General features: G+C 45.4%; 18 protein-coding genes and 1 pseudogene. 7 read left to right on the top strand and 12 right to left on the bottom strand.

The window, feature by feature from the left end; translation table 11 throughout:
• Positions 1–13: 13 nt before the first annotated feature.
• Both PBN151_RS05640 and PBN151_RS05635 read right to left on the bottom strand, forming a co-directional pair.
• Positions 14–2,143 carry an alpha-helical endospore appendage domain-containing protein gene (locus PBN151_RS05640; protein ID WP_072728043.1) on the bottom strand — a complete coding sequence of 710 codons (2,130 nt, stop codon included), beginning with the start codon at positions 2,141–2,143 and terminating at the stop codon, positions 14–16.
• A 120-nt stretch (positions 2,144–2,263) separates the two neighbouring features.
• The gene (locus PBN151_RS05635) at positions 2,264–2,974 is read right to left on the bottom strand and encodes a hypothetical protein (protein ID WP_227774421.1); all 711 of its coding nucleotides are present in this window, start codon (positions 2,972–2,974) and stop codon (positions 2,264–2,266) included.
• Between the two features lie 53 nt (positions 2,975–3,027).
• Here PBN151_RS05635 and PBN151_RS05630 point away from each other — a divergent pair, with 53 nt between their 5' ends.
• Positions 3,028–3,702 carry a class I SAM-dependent methyltransferase gene (locus tag PBN151_RS05630; protein WP_072728041.1) on the top strand — a complete coding sequence of 225 codons (675 nt, stop codon included), beginning with the start codon at positions 3,028–3,030 and terminating at the stop codon, positions 3,700–3,702.
• Positions 3,703–3,719: 17 nt separating this feature from the next.
• On the opposite strand, the gene PBN151_RS31765 is transcribed toward PBN151_RS05630, so the two are convergent.
• The 6 genes from PBN151_RS31765 to PBN151_RS05600 form a co-directional block, all read right to left on the bottom strand.
• The gene (locus PBN151_RS31765) at positions 3,720–4,853 is read right to left on the bottom strand and encodes a glycosyltransferase family A protein (RefSeq protein WP_227774419.1); all 1,134 of its coding nucleotides are present in this window, start codon (positions 4,851–4,853) and stop codon (positions 3,720–3,722) included.
• Between the two features lie 30 nt (positions 4,854–4,883).
• Complete coding sequence (locus PBN151_RS05620) at positions 4,884–5,864, bottom strand: MBL fold metallo-hydrolase (RefSeq protein WP_072728039.1); 981 nt, start codon at positions 5,862–5,864, stop codon at positions 4,884–4,886.
• A gap of 44 nt (positions 5,865–5,908) precedes the next feature.
• Entirely contained in the window at positions 5,909–6,763 is an 855-nt protein-coding gene (locus PBN151_RS05615; RefSeq protein WP_227774417.1) for a hypothetical protein, read from the bottom strand.
• 50 nt (positions 6,764–6,813) lie between these two features.
• Entirely contained in the window at positions 6,814–7,200 is a 387-nt protein-coding gene (locus PBN151_RS05610) for an alpha-helical endospore appendage domain-containing protein (RefSeq protein ID WP_072728036.1), read from the bottom strand.
• 35 nt (positions 7,201–7,235) lie between these two features.
• Positions 7,236–7,547 (bottom strand): alpha-helical endospore appendage domain-containing protein, encoded by a 312-nt coding sequence (locus PBN151_RS05605; RefSeq protein WP_072728034.1) that lies wholly within the window; start codon positions 7,545–7,547, stop codon positions 7,236–7,238.
• 230 nt (positions 7,548–7,777) lie between these two features.
• Positions 7,778–8,083 (bottom strand): alpha-helical endospore appendage domain-containing protein, encoded by a 306-nt coding sequence (locus PBN151_RS05600; protein ID WP_021254600.1) that lies wholly within the window; start codon positions 8,081–8,083, stop codon positions 7,778–7,780.
• Positions 8,084–8,272: 189 nt separating this feature from the next.
• Here PBN151_RS05600 and PBN151_RS05595 point away from each other — a divergent pair, with 189 nt between their 5' ends.
• The gene (locus PBN151_RS05595; RefSeq protein ID WP_072728032.1) at positions 8,273–9,421 is read left to right on the top strand and encodes a glycosyltransferase family 2 protein; all 1,149 of its coding nucleotides are present in this window, start codon (positions 8,273–8,275) and stop codon (positions 9,419–9,421) included.
• 76 nt (positions 9,422–9,497) lie between these two features.
• Here PBN151_RS05595 and PBN151_RS05590 read toward each other — a convergent pair whose 3' ends face one another.
• The 3 genes and pseudogenes from PBN151_RS05590 to PBN151_RS32480 form a co-directional block, all read right to left on the bottom strand.
• Positions 9,498–10,760 carry a glycosyltransferase family 2 protein gene (locus PBN151_RS05590; RefSeq protein ID WP_072728030.1) on the bottom strand — a complete coding sequence of 421 codons (1,263 nt, stop codon included), beginning with the start codon at positions 10,758–10,760 and terminating at the stop codon, positions 9,498–9,500.
• A 62-nt stretch (positions 10,761–10,822) separates the two neighbouring features.
• Positions 10,823–11,941 carry a glycosyltransferase family 2 protein gene (locus PBN151_RS05585; protein WP_072728507.1) on the bottom strand — a complete coding sequence of 373 codons (1,119 nt, stop codon included), beginning with the start codon at positions 11,939–11,941 and terminating at the stop codon, positions 10,823–10,825.
• Between the two features lie 66 nt (positions 11,942–12,007).
• Positions 12,008–13,069: pseudogene (locus tag PBN151_RS32480) on the bottom strand (glycosyltransferase family 2 protein); the annotation flags it as partial.
• Between the two features lie 271 nt (positions 13,070–13,340).
• Here PBN151_RS32480 and PBN151_RS05575 point away from each other — a divergent pair.
• Both PBN151_RS05575 and PBN151_RS05570 read left to right on the top strand, forming a co-directional pair.
• On the top strand, positions 13,341–13,574 hold the full coding sequence (locus tag PBN151_RS05575) for a hypothetical protein (protein ID WP_021254604.1): 234 nt from the start codon (positions 13,341–13,343) through the stop codon (positions 13,572–13,574).
• A gap of 219 nt (positions 13,575–13,793) precedes the next feature.
• Complete coding sequence (locus PBN151_RS05570; protein ID WP_021254605.1) at positions 13,794–14,105, top strand: helix-turn-helix domain-containing protein; 312 nt, start codon at positions 13,794–13,796, stop codon at positions 14,103–14,105.
• Positions 14,106–14,120: 15 nt separating this feature from the next.
• Here the strand turns inward: PBN151_RS05570 and PBN151_RS05565 are convergent, their stop codons facing one another.
• The gene (locus PBN151_RS05565) at positions 14,121–16,202 is read right to left on the bottom strand and encodes a sensor histidine kinase (RefSeq protein ID WP_072728028.1); all 2,082 of its coding nucleotides are present in this window, start codon (positions 16,200–16,202) and stop codon (positions 14,121–14,123) included.
• 160 nt (positions 16,203–16,362) lie between these two features.
• On the opposite strand from PBN151_RS05565, the gene PBN151_RS05560 reads away from it, so the two are divergent.
• From PBN151_RS05560 to PBN151_RS05550, 3 genes are all read left to right on the top strand, one after another.
• Complete coding sequence (locus tag PBN151_RS05560) at positions 16,363–17,064, top strand: response regulator transcription factor (protein ID WP_021254607.1); 702 nt, start codon at positions 16,363–16,365, stop codon at positions 17,062–17,064.
• A 140-nt stretch (positions 17,065–17,204) separates the two neighbouring features.
• Positions 17,205–18,068 (top strand): class I SAM-dependent methyltransferase, encoded by an 864-nt coding sequence (locus tag PBN151_RS05555; protein ID WP_028533072.1) that lies wholly within the window; start codon positions 17,205–17,207, stop codon positions 18,066–18,068.
• Positions 18,069–18,074: 6 nt separating this feature from the next.
• A complete protein-coding gene (locus PBN151_RS05550; RefSeq protein WP_072728026.1) occupies positions 18,075–18,788 on the top strand; it encodes an RluA family pseudouridine synthase in 714 nt (237 codons plus the stop codon).
• The last annotated feature ends 49 nt before the right edge of the window (positions 18,789–18,837 follow it).

Genomic DNA, 18,837 nt, shown 5'->3' with positions numbered 1-18,837 from the left:
ATTCGACTCTCAGTTAATTCGAAATGATAGTGACTCCTCCACTTGCATAACCTGCAATCGAAATTGGCTCTGTCAATCCAGTAGTCGTAACGGAGAATACCAAAAGCAAGCGAGTTTGAGGTGGAACTACGATATTCAATCCCGACAGCAACCCATTTACGTGTTCACCTAACGTAATAACTCCCGTCAATGATGGCTGCAGATCTACTAACGTTCCTGCTATTGGTGTAAAGATATTATCTGGCACAGTGGATTGCCAGAGTTGAGCATGAATCGTTAACGTTTGATTAACCCCACCCAAGCAGTCTAAGCAGAGCCCTGAAGTAACACTAAAGTATGCAGCTATACATTTAATGGTTCCTCCACATGGAACTGTAAATGCAAGATTTAAAGGTATCCCAGGTCCTCCCGTAAGGTCTATCGTAGCTCCAAGTACCGATGGAGTTTGTGCGCTGTTGCCGAATCCAATGAGACCACCAATACCCGCTACTCCACAGAAACCAGTCGTTAGCAATATTGGTAAGAACGACGCAAATGGAATAATAGATGGTGCCGCTGGACCAGTTGCTCCGGTAACTCCTGCTCCGGTCGCACCAGTCACTCCTGTAGCTCCGGTAACCCCCGCTACTCCGGTGGCTCCAGTGGCTCCTGCAACACCTGTTGCTCCCGTCGGCCCAGTTGGTCCAGTCGGTCCCGTGGCTCCTGTGGCTCCTGTGGCTCCTGCTCCGGTTGCTCCGGTTGCTCCGGTTGCACCTGTAGCTCCGATGGCGCCGGTCGCTCCGGTTGCTCCTGTCGCACCTGTTGCTCCCGTGGCTCCTGCTCCGGTTGCTCCTGTTGCACCCGTTGCTCCGATGGCGCCGGTCGCTCCGGTTACGCCGGTTGCACCCGTTGCTCCCGTGGCTCCTGCTCCGGTTGCTCCTGTTGCTCCCGTTGCTCCGATGGCGCCGGTCGCTCCGGTTGCTCCTGTCGCACCCGTTGCTCCCGTGGCTCCTGCTCCGGTTGCTCCTGTTGCTCCCGTGGCTCCGATGGCGCCGGTCGCTCCGGTTGCTCCTGTCGCACCTGTTGCTCCCGTGGCTCCTGCTCCGGTTGCTCCTGTTGCACCCGTGGCTCCGATGGCGCCGGTCGCTCCGGTTGCTCCTGTCGCACCTGTTGCTCCCGTGGCTCCTGCTCCGGTTGCTCCTGTTGCTCCCGTGGCTCCGATGGCGCCGGTCGCTCCGGTTGCTCCTGTCGCACCTGTTGCTCCCGTGGCTCCTGCTCCGGTTGCTCCTGTTGCTCCCGTGGCTCCAATGGCGCCGGTCGCTCCGGTTACGCCGGTTGCACCCGTTGCTCCCGTGGCTCCTGCTCCGGTTGCTCCTGTTGCACCCGTTGCTCCGATGGCGCCGGTCGCTCCGGTTGCTCCTGTCGCACCCGTTGCTCCCGTGGCTCCTGCTCCGGTTGCTCCTGTTGCACCCGTTGCTCCGATGGCGCCGGTCGCTCCGGTTGCTCCTGTCGCACCTGTTGCTCCCGTGGCTCCTGCTCCGGTTGCTCCTGTTGCACCCGTTGCTCCGGTTGCTCCTGTCGCTCCCGTTGCTCCTGTCGCTCCTGTTGCTCCCGTGGCTCCCGTAGCTCCTGTGGCTCCTACTCCCGGGCCAGTTGGACCAGTAATACCCTGTGCACCTGTCGAGCCCGTTGCTCCTGTCGCACCTGTTACACCGGTCGAGCCCGTCGCACCTGTGGCTCCCGCCCCGGTTGCTCCTGTTGCACCCGTTGCCCCGGTTGCTCCCGTTGCACCTGTTGTCCCAGCTTCACCCGTTGCACCTGTTGCTCCTGTGGCTCCGGTAGCACCTGTTGCTCCTGTTGCGGAAACAACAGGCGCTGCCAGAACCGTTTCCAGCTTTGTTTGAAGCAGCATTTCTTTTTTCGTCACATCACGAAGTGTGTCACGCACACTTTGATTGACTAATAATACATCGCTCAAAGTCGCCGGAGGAGATGTAACTCCTGGCAGCGTACCAAGCGCAAACTGTATTTTTTCACCTTCTGCATTAAGGATATGACTTAACCCAAGCTCTTCTAAAGCAATAGAGGACAGTAATAAATTGATTGCATCATCCCTAGTTACCGTAATAATGGGTGTAATATTAGGTATGTTAGCTTGCGACAACAATATCCCTCCCTATCCTATAATGTAAACTCTGGATACCATATACATATATGTGATTACAGGATAAGGGGTTCTCGTCACATCTGTAACCAAATACCTATTTCAACGATGATTCCATCCTTAATATCTTGGGTGAACATAACTTCCATATTTATAAGTCAATCTCTTGAAGCCTTTATTGCGCATCCATGCATCAATTCGTTTTTCAAATAGTTCTCCACCATATACCGGATATCGCTGCGACGCAGGATGTATCTCATGATAAGACGCAAACTTGAAATCTTGTGCATTTACTAGATAACATTGATCTGAGAATCCATATCCGATATAGAAGAACTCTTCTTCGCTCTCTGCTTCGAACCTCGCTTCATCATATCTACCATTCCATACCGGATTAGCTACCTTGATACTCCGATCGGACTCCATGCGGTTGATAGCCTCATCAATCCAAGAGAAGGAGGATTCTAGTATGGAGTCCCCGGAGAAATGGAGCAAATAAGGCGTATGGCATCGGTATATACTTACCAGCTCCGAAATAGAATAATAGTAGCCTCCCGCAAAAGATTCCTTCTCAATCTGGAAATACTGCAGTGCCTCGTCGGCCCAATGTTCAACAACTGCATATTCGGTGATTACTCCTGAATCCACTAATTTCTGTGCATAGAAGGAAACTTCTTCGACATCATTTACATTATTAATATAGAGAATCACTTCAGAGAAGGAGTACTCATTTAGTGCCACTGCCCTTTGCAATCGATCCGTCGTGAGCAGGGCCTTCCAATCCTTTTCGTAACATTTCGTTTCGAAGGTAACTTGATGCTTCATATCCATCCATAGCCTCCATGCATTTCGAAAATATTCAAGTATAGAAAGAAGGTATCCTTGTGACTGAATGGAAATTCCATCGTAAAAGCTTCGAGTATGATCATGTTGCACCACATGTGCTAACCTATTCCGCTTGGACAGGTCATCGTGAATTCGCATATGATCTGGTATCATTTGCGAAGCCTCAATTAATCGTTGAGCTTGGCACGCATTGGGGAGCTTCCTTCTTCAGCTTCTGCGAAGCTGTTAGGGACAATGATTTGTCTGCGAAGTGCTATGCAGTGGACACATGGGTAGGCGACTCCCATTCTGGTGCCTATAATGAGGACGTGTATCAAGAAGTGGGACAGATTGCAGCATCCTTATATCCGAATGTTGCCACGTTATTACAGTCCACATTCGATGATGCGCTTCAGCACTTCGAGGATGGCTCCATTCATCTTCTTCATATTGACGGATTCCATGAGTATGAGGCTGTACACCATGACTACCATACTTGGCTGCCTAAGCTAGCTGATAACGGAATCGTATTGTTCCATGATATCTCCGTCCGACTTTATGGATTTGGCGTGTGGCAACTATGGGACGAATTAATCACTCAGCACCCTTCTTTCCAATTTGAGCATTCCAGCGGATTGGGCGTGTTGTTCCCTAAAGGAGATGCCGCTTACTCAGAAATACATCCTCTCATTTCGCATCAACTTCAACAAATGTATGCACACCCTAATCAATAGACTCACAGCCAAGTTTCCTACTGTTTGTGGTACCAGTCCCAAGGCTTAGGCATCCAATCATACGTGTATAGTACTTCCGGAATTCGATGTTGAAGCTGAATATCAGCAGCGCATCTGCCGCCCCATTCATCATCTTCCCCATAGCTAATATCTTGGAACTGATGTACAAGTGCAATTCGTTTGGCATAACACATGAGATGATTTGGTTTGCGATAATAATACTGCGTGTCTTGCCCATGCTGATATTCAACACCGTATTTGCACAGTTTATCGGAAATGCCGTTCAGCTTCACCTGTACGTCGAACACAATACAATCGGCACGAGGTTCTTTCTCGATCGCCTCCAGCAAAGCATCCACATAATGAGGACTGATTTGATCATCGTCATCAATAAAGGCAACAAACCGTCCTTGAGCCTGTTTGAGCAATTGGTTTCGTTTATCGCCAATTGTTCTTTTTTTATTGTCAATGAGGACTAGTATTTCCACAGGTTTACCAAACGCTTGTTGATGAAGGTCAGCTAATAATGAAGATAAAAAGGTGAATCGCTCCGGAACTGACGGAATAAGCAGAGATAGCCCACAATTCTGAGATCCGCTCTTGTCCAGCATCTCAAAATAGGGGCCAAAATACACTTCATTAGTAATGACACTGGGGTGATCAGATGCATATAACGCAGCCTGTTGATGATGGTGGTAGGCTCGCTTGAGATCACCCAGCTTGTCATAGCATACACATAATTGCAGGTGAGGCAGCCATGTATGATTCGCAATTGCATCCGCTTGAGCGGATGAGAACGGCATCTGTAATGCTAATCCATACCAGCTAGCTGCTTCTGACCATTTCTCTTGTATGAAATATTGATATCCAATGCGGCAGCAACTATCAGCGCTCGGAGGCTCATATTGCAGTGTCCTCAGAATCGTTCTAATCACTTTGGCATCCATACCCAATTCCTTGTAGCCGTTTGCTAGGAGCCCGCACACGGAAATAGCTGTTTTCGCATCGACGTCCCCTTTGTCCAACAATAGTTCATAAATAATAACAGCTCGCTTCCACTCGCCATTCTCCATGAACGCCGCAGCATCTTTCAGTAGTATTGAGGAAATGTCTGATGCATGGTCATCCTCTAAATGCTCGTGAGTATCCAATGACATGCTCCTCCTTTAGAGCCATTAAGACTAGCTCGAAACATAGTTAGCATTACTCTCTATTATATGTTCCTCTTGATCATCGGTGTCTGGAATAGTCTCCTGAGTACTCCCCTTGAAATACAGGTATCCTTCGAACAAATTCGGCAAGATCTGACCCGTACGACGAAGCTCAGTCACATGTGCACGCGTAATCTCGCTTGTAATCTCATATTGCTGCATAGTCTGCTCAATCCCATATCGTCTCATAACCTTTTCTATAATGGATTCCAAGGTTATCGGCCTGTCTTGAATGATCTGATAGATAACATTCGATAACTCATTTATTCGCGACAAATGCTGGTTCGCCAAATCCATTATTTTCGATTTCCGGATGCATCCGCCATGATACAGCACATACGCTTCGGAACTTAACGATAACAACTTGCGAATGGATGTCTTGGCATCTGCAATATTTGTATAGTAAAGAAGCTTCTGCTTCGATAAAGTATGATACCCGAACAATGAATCACTGCAGTATACAACATCATCCGGTGTAATCACTCCAATCATGCCTGCACAATGTCCTGGCAGTGTAACAATTTGCAGCTGGATGGCACCTACTTGGAAAGATCCCTCCTCATATGGAATATAGTCAGTGATCAAATGATTGCGCTCATGATCCTCACTCTTAATGCTGTCGCCTCCACGAGAAGCATCTGATTCGTCGAGCATATGCTGCATGTACATCCCTGTTTGATGCGTGCTGTATATCTTGATGTTCGGATATTGATCCTTGAAATAATGGATTCCCCTACACTGCACTTCATGCCCATGCGTTGTAATAATTGTCGTTATTTTGCCGCCATACTCTTTGACAGCATGATCAACTTCTCTTGCCACGCTTGTACTCGCACCGCTATCAATGAGTAACGCACACTTGGTCTTTGGATCCATGTATACGCCAACGGCCCAGCGTCCAGATGCACAATAACTGGAGCCCGCAATTCGAATGAGATTCAATTTTGCCATCAAGCAATCTCCTTTCCACATCATTGTGATGAGGTAAGTTGCGTTTATTTTCTATAGTAAATTCTGCTTCCTATTTTTGATACAATCTTGTTTTGATTCGACATCATGTCCCCGTCCACCTGATGATGGGTAACAATGAGCGGCGCCACTGGCAGCTTTACTTTTACTGGTTTCGTCTGAGGCCGAGGCTTACGCACATCTTTGGACATAAACGGAGGACTTGATGGACGTCTCTTTTTCACAGCACCGCCAACCTTGACGGCATCTAACGCACTCGACACCTGATTCACAGTTTGAATCGGTTGAACGACTTCCTTCGACACCTGATTCACAGTTTGAATCGGTTGAACGACTTCCTTCGACACCTGATTCACAGTTTGAATCGGTTGAACGACTTCCTTCGACACCTGATTCACAGTTTGAATCGGTTGAACGACTTCCTTCGGCACCTGATTCACAGTTTGAATCGGTTGAACGACTTCCTTCGACACCTGATTCACAGTTTGAATCGGTTGAACGACTTCCTTCACTTCCTTCGTTATCTGTTCCGGCTTTGCTTGTTTATAAGCTTGATTGAAAGATTTATAGTAGTCTTCCAGATACCGTAAGTGCTCTTGTAGCTGCTCGACAAGTAAGCGATTCGTTAGCATCCATCTACCGAGCAGAAATTGTGTGCGATGCACGGAGTCGAGCACTTCCTTGATCTGATCCTCTTCCAATTGTTCAGAATGTGTATCGATTACCGTCTGCTTATATACCTGCACCCTTCGATACGTACACAGGTGAAGCTCACGCAGCGTATCTACCATTGACAAAATTTGTATAACATGCAATTCTTTACTTTTCTGATCCCATCTCATATCCAACGCGTGGATGAGATGGAACACCGATAGCAGCATTTGAGACAAAGGTTGAAAGGTCTTAATCATCATCCACCTCGATCCATCTATTAATAATCGAATTCGTTTGAATCAGAATCCAGCTCTTCGCCTATATCATTCTGCTTTGTGATCGGGGCGCTGGTCTTGACAGCAGGATCTCTTGTTTGTGCTTGGAATTCCATATGTACGACCATATTCAGCTTCTTCAGCAGCAGCCACTCCGCCATTAGCATTGAATCCAGAATTTGTACAACAGAGGAGTTGTAATCCACAATTTCCTTAGGTGTCGGATGAGTTGGGAAGTTCTTATCCTTGCCAACGAACGCCTTTGCTTTTTCGGCCTCGGTAAGGAGCAGCTGTCCAAGGGCGCCTTCTTCCAGAGAGAGCGATTGCAGTAGATGCGCAACTGCCTCGTCAATTGATGGAATTTGATCATCATTTTTTTGAATGCTCATGTTCTCCCTCCTCTCTCTCCGGATATGGCGAAATGCTATTCTTCACAATCCTCAAAACATTCATGCTGCTTCTCAAAGCGAATCACATCTTCCAGCTTAAAGTGCAACAGAATCTGATTTTTCACAACGTTTCTCAGCATGCGATCAACACTTTCATTAATTTGAAGCGCTTCAGACAAGCATACATCCCGATCTCTAAGTATGGCCTGAATTTTTTCGCCTTCCGCATTGATAATATGAGACAATCCAATTTCTTCAAGAGCAATTGATGTTAGCAGCAGGTTCACAACTTCTTTTCGCTTCAGAATAATTTCCGGTTTTATATCCGGAACATTTGGCATGGACATGATACATATCCTCCTTATTGAGGTGCTACTCTCAGCCATTTACAGTTCAATTCCTCATATTTTTATGCCAAAGACAAATACATCATGCTGAGTTTCGAGCTTTGTTTGTCCCTTGAACATGATCCTCTTGCAAAAAGAAAGTACATTCTCCTGCAGATCATCCGCTCCACAGGAGAAATGTAAGCGCAACGAGGTGCTTGACAGTTTAGATGACTATACCTGCAGGTAGTTTACAATCCAGGGAAGCTGCTAAGTATATTGTCTAGCTTAAATTGAAGAAGCATTTCTTTCTTAATTACATCTTGCAATGTTTTTCTTACACTGTCGTCAATCGCCAGCAATTCCGCAACCGTTGCCGCTGGGGTGATGCCAGGTGCAAGTGTACCAACAACGAGTTGAATTTTCTCTGCCTCTGCATTCACGATGTGAGCAAGAGCCAGTTCTTCCAGAGCGATAGAAGCCAAAAGCAACGTTACGGTTTGGCCAAGGGTAATCGTAATAGTGGGAGTAATATTTGGAATATTAGCCTGTGACAAAACTGTTCACCTCTCTCTTTTCCTTTGCAAGCACCTCATTGCAACTTACGTTACTCATCCTATGTCAGAGGGTTTATCTCATATGCTAAATTCTGAACAATGCTTTTTAATCTGTTCTCACCCGAATATCAATTTCAGGCACTGCATACAGTTACTTATCTTATACGAAGCTGAAAAGGAGTGAATGGATTGCAATCTCCTACGTTGTCCATCTGCTTGATTGCGCGGAATGAAGAGGATGTCATCGCTCGCTGCCTGCAGAGCATCAGGCCTATCGCAGATGAAATTATTGTTGTGGATACAGGATCAACGGATCGTACAATCGAAATATGCCAGGAGTTCGGCGCAACCGTGCTTAGACATGAATGGCAAGATCATTTTTCATTGGCACGCAATTATGGATTAGAGCAGGCAACAGGTGACTGGATTATGTGGATGGATGCTGATGAGGAAATGGATGTGGATGATCGTCAAACAATGAAGAAGCTGCTTCCTTCCTTAGACAAGGATATCTACTCGATTCATTTAATTAATTTCATTGGAGCAACTGTTCAAGCGAATGAATCATTTCATATTGCGCATGCTCGCCTCTTTCGTAATCACAAGGGATTTAAGTTCCAGTTCAGTATCCACGAGACATTGAATGTTCATGAAGTGCTGCCAGATCAAGATGAATCGCAAATCGCTACATTGCCAGTCAAAGTGTACCATTACGGTTATTTGAATGATGTAACTTATGCCAAGAACAAAAGCGAGCGCAATATAACGTTATTGCTCAAAGCAATCGAAGCCAAAGAGCCAAATCCATGGCTGGAGTATCACTTAGCGAGTGAATATTCGCGTTTGAAGAAATATGATTTTGCTTTTAAATACGTGAATTGGTCAATTGTTAGATTCCTATCCGAAGGACTTACGCCGCCATCGCTTGTGTATAAGCTGAAATATTCGATTCTACTGGAGACAGGAAGTATAGAGGGAGCTTGGCCAGCCATTGACAAGGTATTAGTGCTTTACCCCGATTATGTAGATCTTCATTTATACAAGGGTGTCATCCTGCATCAACTGGGCAAACACGAACAGGCACTCGAAACGTTCGACCATTGTATTGCATTAGGCGACAAACAGCTGAACCATTTAACCCTTCACGGCAGCGCTACCTTCCACGCCTATTATTATAAGGGACAATGTTATGAGCAATTAAATCAGCCACAAGATGCATGGTCAGCATATCGTTCAGCCCTGAACTTCTATCCTGAATATGAGCCTGCCAATCTTGCACTTCAACAGTTGCTCGTCTCTCATCCTGATTTGCACGAACAACCATCACCAATTTCTTAATTTATATAAAAAAAGCCTGAACCCTCCGTCAGTGTATCACTGGCAGTGAAGGTTCAGGCTTTTGACATTCAAGCTTTCAGACGAAGCTAGCAACTCGGATCTCACTCTTGATATGCTGCGTTGTATCGCCTTGTTTCGCATCATAATCCGTTAAACTAATCCCATTCAGATTCGGCACTTGGACATTGCGGCGAATCAATCTCAATCGTTCTGCCCTAGTCTCATGCAGGCCATCCCGCTTAGCCTCTCCCACCATCCACACCGCATTCACTTCAGGATTTAGGGAGCGTTTGAGTGCCCGAAGCTGCCTGCGTTCAGGTGCAGGAAGATATTCTGACGCATCGATCAGAAAAATATAATCCTGTGTGGCCTGTTCTGATCCTTGTTGTATGATGTATGCTTCACCTGCATCCATTTCTTCCGTTGTATCGATCCACCGAATGGGAACAGACGTCTCCAATTCAACGTCTTCCCGCTGTTCTCCGGTACAATTACATATGATAATTTCATTTGCCACTTCATGAATCGAAGCGATGCAAGCTTGCAACGGCTCAGTTCGTTCCCTCCATCGAATGCAGAAGGTAATGGTTGACTCTGCTTTGTACAACAGGTCGAATATATCAGCCCCCCACTTCCGGCGTGCTTGCTCCCGATTCGTATGCAGCAGCATCATCAAGCTTGACTGCTCGAGCTGATTCGTCGTCACATGGCCCACATGATGAATGAAGGAATCATTCGCAATGAGCATACGATAACCCGCATTCGCTGTTCGCAAGCATAGATCATCATCCTCATAATTTCCTAATCCGTAGCGTTCATCGAAGCCCCCTACCTCTTCGACAACACTTCGCTTCATCAGCATGCAAAATCCAACAAGTCGGCGAACTTCTGTCACCGTTCCAGCAAATTTATGTTCATGTTCCTTCGCAAAATTGTTCAAGTCCCATAAATCGGTATACGTTACCGGGATTTGTTGATGAGCACTCGAATAATTCGTAAACGGTCCGACCATGCCTACATCTTCACTGGAGTGAAGCACGCGCAGCATATTGCTCAACCAATTTGGCGTGACAATGGTGTCATTATTCAAATAAAGAATATGATCCCCTGTCGCAAGAGCTGCTCCTTGATTGCATCCTTTTGAGAATCCTGCATTCACCGCGTTTTCAATCAAGATTACATCCGACTGCAGTCTCAGATAGGGAAGCGTTAAGTCCGTCGAACCATTGTCAACGACAATTAACTCGTAAGGCTCCGTCGTATACTTACGAATGCTTTCTAGACATCGAATCGTATGAGCAAATTGATTCAACGTGAGTATCACAATACTGACCTTCAACACAATCCCCTCACTTCGCAATCACATACTTGGGAAATATGACTGTAATTAATGAAATGCCTCTACAATTTGATTCTCAACTGTTCGTATCGTTCCTCGCCAAGCTTCTCGCGGAAATATTTCTGATTATGAAGCATACTTGGATGAGAGGGAAGGTAGCTGAGTGCAAACTCGTTATGATAGCAAGCCCTCTCGATGTCACCAAGACGATCATGACATACACATAGCTGCAAATGCGGTACCCACGTCCATGAGGATGGCTCTACCATAGACATTTGCGCTTCATCTGCTGGAAGCAGTGTAGCTTGCTCGAACCAGTACTTCGCTTGTAGAAAATGCCCCGAGTCCACCCACATGGCCCCAATCGCACAGCATATTTCCGCTCGCGGCTTATCATAGACGAAACTGCGGAACAGCGCCATAAACTGTTCGGTACGTTGACCCAACTTGCCATAACACTCCGCCATTTTTCTGCACGCCTGAATATTATCCTCTACCCACCCTTGCTCTGTTTCGAGGAACTTCATATATCCGTGTGCTGCTTCTTCGAATCGGGAATGATCTCGCAATTCATTCGCAAAATAGTATAGATCGCGAGGCGTAAATTGCTCTCCCTCGGCAAGTCTCTTCTCGTAAATTCGCAAATTGCGATCGGTATATGCTTTATCCTTCTTATGTGTGACACACACATCACTATGAATAATATGTCCGCCTACTTCCAAATATTCGTGCACTGGCCCATACCATTTGAACCCACGATCACGCCTAACTAAGCGATTTCGCCGCAGACTAGACGTAACATTCCCCTTATCATCAACCATTAATACATAGTGCATGGTCACACTATCAACATCACGAGTGAGTGTCTTCTTCAGCTCTACTAGAAGGCGTTGATCCTTACTCTCTATCACATCGTCCGCATCGAGCCATAGAATATATTCTTGTGTAGCTTGACTGAAGGCATAATTCCGTGCAGCAGCAAAATCGTCAATCCATTCAAAATCAAATATACGGGCTTGATACTGTCCTGCAATCTCCTTCGTCCGATCTGTCGATCCCGTATCAACAATAATGATCTCATCAACAATGTTATGGACTGATGCAAGACATTGCGCTAGTGCAATCTCCTCATTACGTACAATCATACATAGACTAACCGTGATTGATGCAGACTGATCCATCGTCATTTCTGCCTCCTCAATATGTGAATCTAGCTGTACCTGATTAGACTGAGCTAGCAGCAGGTCAAGCGCTTCTCTGGCTTCTTTATGGCTGCGATCTACCTCTAGACAATTCTCATAGGCCTGTATCGCTTCTTCCCGATGATTAAGAAGTTCATGGCACTTCCCGACATAATACCAAGCGTGGAAGCTTCCAACTCCTCGCAGCGTAAGATGATAGATATTTTGTTCCCCCAGCTCAACACAGTACTGAAATACAGGCAATGCATGTTCAACCTTTTGTTTTAAATACAAGATGATCCCCTTGTAGAAATGGAGATCAACGTAATCTGGATATAACGCGATCGCCTTATCGATCGAAGGCCATGCCCCTTCATAACTGCCCATGATCAACATAAGCTCATATTTTAATTTATATAGAAGCGACGGTGGCAGCTTCCCCTGTTCTACAAACCGCATAACGGAAGTATTTACAGACTCATAAGCTTCAGCATACTTTTTCAGCCGATACTGCTCACTTGCAATATGATAATCGACCCACGGGTTGTAGTCCGGCTTGTCTTTCTCCATCTGTAATAATCGCAAGTTCCGCTCCGACTTGTTCCGCAAATGAGTTACTGCTTCTAGGTAGCCATAGTGATGAAGTTGTACGGGCAAGATTTTAACATCGAATTGCTCGCCCAGAACCTCATGTACATTTACCTGTTCATGGATCGCTCCGACGAACTGGAAACCCATATGATTGCGAAGCAGCCGATGCTGACCAATTAAGTATGTTTTCTCACTGCTAGGTGTGTCTTCCCCAATGTAGTTCAACAGCTGAATTACACCGATGTGAGCTTGCTCTTCTTGCAATATATCTCGAATCAACATGGCTTGATCTGAATCCAGCCTCTCATCCGCATCCATCCATAATATCCAGTCGCCAGTTGCTTGCTTCAGGGCATAATTGCGAGCTTCGGCAAAGTTGTCATTCCACGGCATTTCATATATGTTCGCTCCATATGATTGGCATATTGGAATCGTCTGATCGGATGATCCCGTGTCGACAATAATGATTTCATCTACAACATTCTTGACGCTGTCCAGACAAATGCCGATAAATGTCTCCTCATCCTTAACGATCATGCATAATGATAGTCGCTTCTCCAACTTCCCATCCCCTTTTCACATCGCTACAAACGATATATGCCACAAATAGCCCAGTCGTGCATGTCGGAAATGGGTTCCTTTGACTTCAACGCTATCATGTCGTCCAAATTCTACGATATTCATAGATTTTTTTGTTACATTTCGTAAATGTAACAACATTGTCTTCAGTTTTTAATGTTCATTTAATGTTCCTTTCGTATTATTTGTATTAACGGAAATAGATCAATAGAAGGAGGTCCGTTGCCAGATGAAAACAGTTTATATTGAATTCCAACAACGAAAAATACCCGTGTTTTGCACAAATATGTCCCACAAAAATACATTCTCACTACTTATGGATGCACTTAACCGCAAGATGAATACAGGCAAGCGAGCGATCAAGACCTGTCTTGAAACCTTGATCAGTATTGAAATTATCGGCTCAGAGGCAATCTTGCATTCAAGACGTGAAATGGACACTGTAGCATTGTCCTTATATTAATCATTCGTGCATTTGAATTCCGACAGAATTGTTTTGATAGATCATTGCAAAAGGCGTAATTCCTTTTTGGAATTACGCCTTTTGCAATCTTTACACGTTATTCTTTTGTAAAATCAAACTTGACACGATACATTTTGTATCATACATTACAAGTATGTGTAACGTAACTTATGAATCTGCGATCCTACTCTAGCATATTTATGACAAAGGAGTCCTGCTATGACCTTTGGAGAGCGCTTACGCAATTTACGAACGGCCCGCAACATGTCGCAAGAGCAAGTAGCTCGACATATTGGATTAACTCGTTCGGCATATAGCCATTACGAAATTAACAATCGGCAGCCCGTCTATACAACCCTTCTTAAGCTAGCTGTCTTATTTGATGTATCCGTGGATTACCTAATCAATGATAACTCCTATCTGGAATCACACGAGACGAATCAGCTGCTGCAGCTATGGCATGGGCTTGATGCCGACTCAAGACAGCAGACACTCCAGCTCATGAGGCAATCACTCTACTCCAAGCGATAGGGTTTACGACCATCCCTATTTTACTTGAGCAGGCAGTATAATGTAGAATGTCGTTCCATGTCCTTGCACACTCTCAACGCCGATTCTTCCTAAGTGCAATTCGACAATTTCTTTGGCTATTGCCAGCCCTATACCGCTGCCGCCTGTCATTGAATTTCGCGACTTATCATTTTTGTAGAAACGGTCGAATAGATAAGGCAAGTCTTCTTCTCCCACTCCAATTCCGGTATCCGTGATTTGAATATGCACCGCTTGCTCCTGTTTGAGATAGTCCACTTCAATGGTAATCGAGCCGCCAATTGGCGTAAATTTGACCGCATTATAAATAATGTTGTCAAATACCTGCATCATACGATCAATGTCCACTTCCAGCATAAGACTTACAGGCGGAGCATTGCGGTACGTCAAGTTGTAACATGCGAACATTAACCCTCTGCTTCGCAGTTCCAACTCGTAATGCTCTTCCAGATGCGAAATAAAATGTTCAAGAAGTACAGATTCTATCGATACAGGCACCCTTCTTGCTTCTAATTTGGACAACTCAAACAAATCGTCAATCAGATGATTCAAGCCATTAATTTTATTTAGCATGAGGCGAATATATTTCTTCTGCTGCTCTCTATCCTGAATTACCTCATCTTGGAGCGCCTCCAAGTAACCACGAATTAAGGTCATTGGTGTTCGCAAATCATGGGAAATATTTGTGAATAGATGCCTGCGGGAGGTCTCCATCCGCTCTAACTCATAATTTTTCATTTCTAAATTTGCGTTCATTTGAGTTAAGGCAGCTGTGCGCTCTTGGATCCGCGCTTCTAAGTTAGCATTCAACTCTCGTAACTCGATCGTTACGGATTCTACGTCGTACATCGCCTTGGAATATCTCATTGAGATCATAAGCGACTGCATGAAAACGCAAAATACAAGTCCACTTGGAGCCAAGTCTCGAATGGGAGCAAGCGAATGATAATATAAAATATCATTAAGAACCAATATATTGAAAACAGTAAAGCCGAATAATGCAATATGCGCTCCCATCCGATGATTATAGACAGCCTTCATATTCATTATGATTACATAGCAAGTCGCTGCTATCACATATAATTGGTAAAGCAGAAGGTAAGAGGTGAACGTACGCACAGGCAGGAATACAATGGAGACAATTAGCAATGCTCCTGCTACATTCATTATCGTATACGTCCTATAGCACGCGTCCTCATAAAATAAATATCTCACATATCCGCATCCTGCCATCGTCGCCACGATCATTAGCACATATTCCAGGCGAATAACGAAATACCACGATAAACCAGGAAACCAAGTAAGCAGAATGGCATCTCCCGACGTTAGGATTCGGATTGCCATTGCAATACAAAGAATCGCAAATAGAAACGTATACCAATCCTTGCGCCTCTCTATGAACAGACCAATATGATAGAGCCCCACCATTAATAAGCAGCCGAACAGCATACTGTCCCTAACCAATTCCAATCTGCTCTTGCTTATAATTTTCTCCGATGAACCCAGGTATAGTGACTGCCATATTCCTCCACGATGATGCGAGAAATTCGTAACCTCGATAACGATATCAGCGGTGTTTCCAGGAGTACTCACCATAACCATGCGTTGCTTCATAGAAGGAACAGCATAGTCCTCAAACTCGGAGACTTGTCCTTCATGAATAATCGGCTTACCATTCACCCACATGCGATATGAACTATATATGCTGGGGAGCCATACACCCAACAGATTATCCTTCGCATTCTTCTTTATCGTAAGATAATACGTCGCGACTCCCGTACCCGTCTTGGAGAACCCCGGATTCGTTAACTGATTCCAAGAAGATGGCACCTTCACATCCGCCATCATTGAAGGGGAATCCGTTATTTTCTCCGTAGGAAGCAAGCTCCCCCATTTCATCTTCCACATTCCGTTCAATGGCACAATTCCATCTTTTTCAAAATTCCAGTTCCGCAAATCAAGTATTCCATTTTCCGCGCTCGGAGCACGCTTCGAATCAATAATCGCCCCTGCAACATGTAGAATAATTATAGTTACAATAATCATGGCCATCATAATATGAAAAGTTATTCGACGCATCGATGACGCCCTCCTCAACCCTTCCATTTTATAACATACTTTCTTATTTGACGATAGAAGAATCCAAGGAATTAAGGTTTCATGTCGCAATTAGGAATAGATTGCCATATCCTGACGATTTTCGCTATAATGAAAGAAGTGGCGGAGGTGATAACCTGCAGTGAACGAGAGCAAAATATTAATCGTAGATGATGAAATAGAGATTACCGAACTCATATCCTTATATTTGCGCAGGGAAGGCTACCGTGTATACGTTGCAGACAACGGATATACCGCCTTACAGATGATGAAGGAAATTGAACCAGACTTAATTATTTTGGACATCCTCCTCAAGTCGCTAGATGGTATTGAGGTATGCAAGGAAGTGCGCAAGACATCGAATGTTCCAATCCTCTTTATAAGCTGCAAGAGTGACGATGTAGACATTATATTAGGTCTTACAGTCGGTGGAGATGATTACATTACGAAGCCATTCAGCCCTAGTCAACTCGTTGCTAGGGTCAAGGCCCATTTGCGCCGCAACTCTCTGTCTGCTCAAGCACTGCAACGCTCGGCTCAACATAGACTGTCCTACGAAGAATTGGAGATGGATTTGCAGAGCCACACCGTGACCGTACAAGGCAGAGCTGTTGCACTATCTGCCAAAGAATTCGACTTACTCGCGTATTTGGCACAATCGCCGAACAAAGTATTCAAGTTAGAACAATTGTATCAGCATATCTGGAATACCGAGAGCTTCGGTGATACACGAACACTCATGGTACATATTAGCAATCTACGCAAGAAGATTGAACCGGATCCTACACGCCCACGCTACATCGTAACCGTACGAGGTGTAGGGTACAAATTTCAAACCGAATAACCAGTTCTACACCAATACCCGCATGAATTCATCTCATGCGGGTATTGCTTTCGTAAACTTTCTGGAAGCTTGGGCTTGTTTATAGTACAATAACGCTTAGTGTTAAGGAAGTTTGAACAGAAGAAAGGAAGTCACATTACATGTACATGTCTACTGACTGGAAAGACTATGAATTAATTGATACAGGCGGCGGAGAGAAGCTTGAACGCTGGGGAGATGTAGTGCTTCGTCGTCCCGATCCACAAATCATATGGCCTCTTGAAAAGGAGACAGATATTTGGCGCAATGTACACGGCCATTATCATCGCAGTTCCTCTGGCGGCGGTCAATGGGATATGAAGAAGCCTATTCCAGAGCGTTGGACGATTGAATACAAGCATCTCAAGTTCTATATTAAGCCAACGAACTTTAAACACACAGGTCTGTTCCCTGAACAAGCAGTAAACTGGGACTGGATGATGAACAAAATTAAGAGTGCGAATCGTCCAATTAAAGTTCTTAACCTGTTCGCTTATACTGGCGGTGCAACAGTGGCCTGTGCATCTGCCGGCGCCGAAGTCTGCCATGTTGACGCTGCTAAGGGGATGGTGCAGTGGGCGAAGGAAAATGCCGCGTTGTCCGGTTTGGAATCCCACCCTATCCGTTTCATCACGGACGATGTATTCAAGTTCGTACAAAGAGAGCAGCGCAGAGGCAACAAATATGACGCCATCATTATGGATCCCCCTTCCTATGGTAGAGGACCTGGCGGTGAAACGTGGAAGCTGGAGCAAAGCTTGTATCCGTTTCTTGAGTTCTGTACGACAATTATGTCGGACAATCCACTTTTCCTGCAAATCAATTCATATACGACTGGGATCTCGCCTACCGTACTAAGCAATATGCTGAGTATGACAATGAAAAAGCGCTACGGCGGCAAGCTGTCCTCAGGTGAAATAGGCATCCCGATTACGAAGTCCGGTATGGTACTCCCTTGCGGTATATTGGGAAGATGGGAGGCATAACGATAGATGTTAGGCCAACCTGCAACTCCGCATATTGGCATCTTATACGAGGATAATCACGTAATCGTTGTCGAGAAGCCAGTTAATATCTTGTCACAAGCGGACGATACGCAGGATGCAGATATGGTGACCTTACTGAAGCAAGACTTGAAGGAGCGTTATGCGAAGCCTGGCAATGTCTATGTAGGTCTAGTCCACCGATTGGATCGTCCTGTCGGTGGAGCCATGGTATTCGCGAAGACGAGCAAGGCTGCCTCACGCTTATCTGATGTCGTTCGCACACACAAGCTGGGCAAGACTTACATGGCTGTCGTTCACGGCCGTCCAGCTAAGACCAACGGGACATTAACTCACCATTTGCTGAAGGATGTCCGCACGAACACAGTCCGCGCTGTTGCTCCTGGAACTTCAGGAGCCAAGGAGGCACGCCTGTCTTATGAGGTAGCTGGCATGAGCGGCGACATGACGCTTGTGCGTATAGAGCTTCATACCGGACGACCGCACCAAATTCGCGTACAAATGAAAACGATTGGTTGTCCATTATATGGAGATCAGAAGTACGGCGCTGATCGCAATAAGCCTGGTCAGCAGATTGCTCTATGGTCTGTGCAGCTATCGTTCCCCCATCCGACTACGAAGGAAGTTATGGAGTTTAGATCTCAGCCGCCCATGGAATACCCATGGAATCTCTGGGATCCGGCAATCTATTCTTCCTATTGATGTATTCTCCATGTACATCAACAATCAAGCTGGGGCAATCTTACCGATT

Origin of the sequence: Paenibacillus sp. NAIST15-1 (genome assembly GCF_001894745.1) — a bacterium.
GTDB classification, from domain to species: Bacteria; Bacillota; Bacilli; order Paenibacillales; family Paenibacillaceae; genus Paenibacillus_B; species Paenibacillus_B suaedae.
Note: the sequence above shows the minus strand (reverse complement) of the source record. Positions and strands in the feature narration are given on the sequence as shown.

What these genes read in the sequence shown, in the direction of transcription:
- PBN151_RS05570 (WP_021254605.1), top strand. Translation starts at nt 13,794, where the DNA reads ATGACCTTTGGAGAGCGCTTACGCAATTTACGAACGGCCCGCAACATG.
- PBN151_RS05565 (WP_072728028.1), bottom strand. Translation starts at nt 16,202, where the DNA reads ATGCGTCGAATAACTTTTCATATTATGATGGCCATGATTATTGTAACT.
- PBN151_RS05585 (WP_072728507.1), bottom strand. Translation starts at nt 11,941, where the DNA reads ATGGATCAGTCTGCATCAATCACGGTTAGTCTATGTATGATTGTACGT.
- PBN151_RS05610 (WP_072728036.1), bottom strand. Translation starts at nt 7,200, where the DNA reads ATGAGCATTCAAAAAAATGATGATCAAATTCCATCAATTGACGAGGCA.
- PBN151_RS05575 (WP_021254604.1), top strand. Translation starts at nt 13,341, where the DNA reads ATGAAAACAGTTTATATTGAATTCCAACAACGAAAAATACCCGTGTTT.
- PBN151_RS05635 (WP_227774421.1), bottom strand. Translation starts at nt 2,974, where the DNA reads ATGGATATGAAGCATCAAGTTACCTTCGAAACGAAATGTTACGAAAAG.
- PBN151_RS05615 (WP_227774417.1), bottom strand. Translation starts at nt 6,763, where the DNA reads ATGCTGCTATCGGTGTTCCATCTCATCCACGCGTTGGATATGAGATGG.
- PBN151_RS05550 (WP_072728026.1), top strand. Translation starts at nt 18,075, where the DNA reads ATGTTAGGCCAACCTGCAACTCCGCATATTGGCATCTTATACGAGGAT.
- PBN151_RS05555 (WP_028533072.1), top strand. Translation starts at nt 17,205, where the DNA reads ATGTACATGTCTACTGACTGGAAAGACTATGAATTAATTGATACAGGC.
- PBN151_RS05605 (WP_072728034.1), bottom strand. Translation starts at nt 7,547, where the DNA reads ATGTCCATGCCAAATGTTCCGGATATAAAACCGGAAATTATTCTGAAG.
- PBN151_RS05620 (WP_072728039.1), bottom strand. Translation starts at nt 5,864, where the DNA reads ATGGCAAAATTGAATCTCATTCGAATTGCGGGCTCCAGTTATTGTGCA.